This is a genomic window from Candidatus Palibaumannia cicadellinicola, from assembly GCF_002855795.1.
Classification (GTDB): Bacteria; Pseudomonadota; Gammaproteobacteria; order Enterobacterales; family Enterobacteriaceae; genus Baumannia; species Baumannia cicadellinicola_C.
Genome location: NZ_NJPO01000066.1, coordinates 1 through 3,575, shown reverse-complemented (window position 1 = coordinate 3,575; position 3,575 = coordinate 1). Strand labels below are relative to the sequence as shown.

The 3,575-nt window shown below is 33.1% G+C and carries 2 protein-coding genes; one reads left to right on the top strand and one right to left on the bottom strand.

Features of this window, described 5'->3' with window-relative positions; genetic code table 11:
• The first annotated feature begins 62 nt into the window (after positions 1 to 62).
• Positions 63 to 1,070, top strand: coding sequence for an AI-2E family transporter (locus CEX73_RS01305; protein ID WP_101626811.1), 1,008 nt, complete (start codon positions 63 to 65; stop codon positions 1,068 to 1,070).
• Between the two features lie 22 nt (positions 1,071 to 1,092).
• Here CEX73_RS01305 and gyrB read toward each other — a convergent pair whose 3' ends face one another.
• A complete protein-coding gene (gene gyrB, locus CEX73_RS01300) occupies positions 1,093 to 3,498 on the bottom strand; it encodes a DNA topoisomerase (ATP-hydrolyzing) subunit B (protein WP_101626810.1) in 2,406 nt (801 codons plus the stop codon).
• Positions 3,499 to 3,575 lie beyond the last annotated feature (77 nt).

Genomic DNA, 3,575 nt, shown 5'->3' with positions numbered 1-3,575 from the left:
AATAAATAGTATTTTCGTAAATGGTAGTTAAGCTAACTATAAATTATAGGAAATCATAAATAATGACTACTGTAAATAAGCTTTATTTAAAAGCAACCTCTTATCTGTTAATGTTTTTATGTATCGCGACCATAATACCTTTACATTTGTTTCCTTGTTTTATCGCTGGTTTTCTAGCCTATGAAGTTATTATTTCACTGACTCCTTGGTTCGAGCGTCTGGTAGGTATAGGTTGGGCGCGTTGGGTTATAGTTACCCTTATTGCCATTTTTGTAGTAATTGCTATGACGTTAGGCATAATAAGACTCTTAAGCTTCTTAACATCAGATATCCAACACGGTATTGACATTATTGCGGAAACTAACCGAATTTTTTCTAATGTTAAAAATCGTATCCCAGACTTTTTATCACCATTATTTTTACCCCAAAGTGCAGAAGAACTTAAAGATAAACTTCTTAACTTAATTGAATCTAACCTAATTATTATTCGTAATATGGGTAGTACTTTCCTACATGGAATAATAACAATATTTATTGGGCTGATTATCGGTGCCGTAATTTCGTTGAATAAACCATCAAGTAGTAGTACTTATTTTACTCATCAGTTATTAGCTCGTTTGCATTATCTTTCCCAAGCGTTTCGTCATATTGTGTTTGCTCAAATCAAAGTATCTTTAGTAAATACTTTACTTACATCTATGATAATACTAATCAGTTTACCTTTTTTCGGCATCAATTTGCCATTAGGTAAGACACTTATTGTCTTAACTTTTATTTTTGGTTTATTACCTATTATTGGTAATTTAATTTCTAATTTTATGATTATTATTTCTGCATTTTCTGTCTCTTTGACAGTAGGTGGATTTATGATGATATACTTAATATTTATCCATAAGTTGGAATATGTTATCAATGCAGAAATAATGGGTAATAGTATTCAGGCTAAATCTTGGGAACTACTACTTGCGATGCTTATCTCTGAAGCAGCCTTCGGTATAGAAGGCTTAGTTGCAGCGCCTATTTATTATGCTTATCTTAAAAATGAATTACGTGCGCACAAATTAATCTAATTGGTTAATAAGATATTAATAATTATATATCGAGATTAGTAACTTTTAGTGCATTCTCTTCAATAAATGTACGCCGCGGTTCTACGGCATCGCCCATTAGGGTAGTAAAAAGATGATCGGCATTAATTGCATCTTTCACTGTTACGCGTAGTATATTCCGGCTTTCTGGATTCATAGTAGTTTCCCATAATTGCTCGGGGTTCATTTCTCCCAAACCTTTATAACGCTGAACTGTAAGACCACGACATGATTCTTTTACTAACCATTTTACTGCTTGTTCAAAAGTGCTAACCAACTGACGACGTTCACCACGCTCAATATAAGTTTCTGACTTAATTAAATTGTGTAATTTTACTCCTAGTAGAGCTAATTGACGATATTCACTACAATGTATAAAATCTAAATCTAGTAAATAATTAGTTTCTATACCGTAAGTTCGTATCCATAGTCGAGGCTCAAATAGCTGACGTTCGTTTTCTTCTACTTCAAAACGATAACTCATACCATGCTTATTTTGCTCATTAAGTACTTTAGATAATGATGCTATCCAGTTTGTCACAAAAGTAGCATTTTTCATTTTGTTTTCTGTAAGCATAGGATGATAAATTAATTGTTTTAGTAATGTATGCGGAAATCTACGCTTCATGCGATTTATAATCTTTTGTACAACATAATACTCTATTACCAGTGCTTCTAGCGCTTGGCCAGATAAAATATATGTACTTAAATGTAATTTAGCACCTTCCATAGCTAGTGATATTTGGTATTGATTCATAGCATCGTCATCTTTAATATACTGCTCTTGTTTACCTTTTTTTACCTTATATAGCGGGGGTTGAGCGATAAAAATATGCCCATTATTAATTATTTCAGGCATATGACGATAAAAAAAAGTTAATAATAAAGTACGAATATGAGAGCCATCAACATCAGCATCAGTCATAATAATAATAGTATGATAACGTAGCTTATCAGAATTATATTCATCTTTCCCGATGCCGCAACCAAGTGCAGTAATTAATGCAGCGACTTCATTAGAAGTTAGCATTTTCTCAAAACGAGCCTTTTCAACGTTAAGTATTTTACCTTTGAGCGGTAGGATAGCTTGATTTTTACGATTACGACCTTGTTTAGCAGAACCACCTGCAGAGTCACCTTCAACTAAATATAGTTCAGATAAGGCAGGGTCACGTTCCTGACAGTCGGCAAGTTTACCTGGTAAACCCGCTAAATCTAATGCTCCTTTACGTTTAGTTATTTCTCGTACTTTGCGTGCTGCTTCGCGAGCCCGGGCAGCTTCAATAATTTTACTAACTATAATTTTAGCATCGTTAGGATATTCTAGTAAATATTCAACTAGTCGTTCGTTCATCAACGATTCGACTACTGCTTTAACTTTCGAAGATACTAGTTTGTCTTTAGTCTGAGAAGAAAACTTGGGATCTGGTACCTTAACTGATAGTATAGCGATTAAACCTTCACGAGCGTCTTCGCCAGTTACGATAATTTTTGTTTTTTTATTGTAACCTTCTTTATCAATATAAGAGTTGAGGGTACGAGTCATAGCTGCACGAAAACCAGCTAAATGAGTACCACCACTTTGCTGTGGAATATTATTCGTAAAACATAAAATTTTTTCTTGAAAACTATTATTCCACTGCATAGCTATTTCTACATTTATACTATCTTTTTCGGTAGAAAAAGAAAAAATATTAGTATGAATTGGTGTTTTATTATGATTAAGATATTTAATAAAAGCTTTAATACCACCTTGATAATGAAAATTATCTTCTTTAGAGTAACGTAAGTCATGCAAGCGAATATAAATGCTAGAGTTAAGAAAAGATAGTTCACGTAAACGTTTTGCTAAAATATCGTATTGGAATACTTTATAATTAGTAAATATTTGAAAATTAGGCCAGAAGCGTATAGTTGTACCAGTATATGTGGTTTGTCCTACCACAGTTAATGGATATTTCGGTACGCCAGAGTAATAAATTTGTTTATGTATTTTGCCTTCACGTTGTATTATAAGCTCAAGTTTTTCTGATAGTGCATTTACTACAGAGATTCCTACCCCATGCAAGCCTCCCGATACTTTATAAGAGTTATCGTCAAATTTACCACCTGCGTGTAATACTGTCATTATTACTTCTGCGGCAGATATTCCTTCTTCGGCGTGAATATCTGTAGGAATACCTCGTCCATTATCTTGGACAGAAACAGAATTATCTTCGTGAAGAGTTACTACTATTTCTTTGCAATATCCTGCAAGAGCTTCGTCAATTGCATTATCTACCACTTCAAATACCATATGATGTAAACCAGTACCATCATCGGTATCACCAATATACATTCCTGGACGTTTACGTACAGCATCTAGTCCTTTTAACACTTTAATACTTGAGGAATCATAATAATGAGACATTAATATTTTCCTATTATTGAATACTTCAGATCAAAAACGTTTTTGGTTATTTTATACTAAATTAGTATAGAGTATTT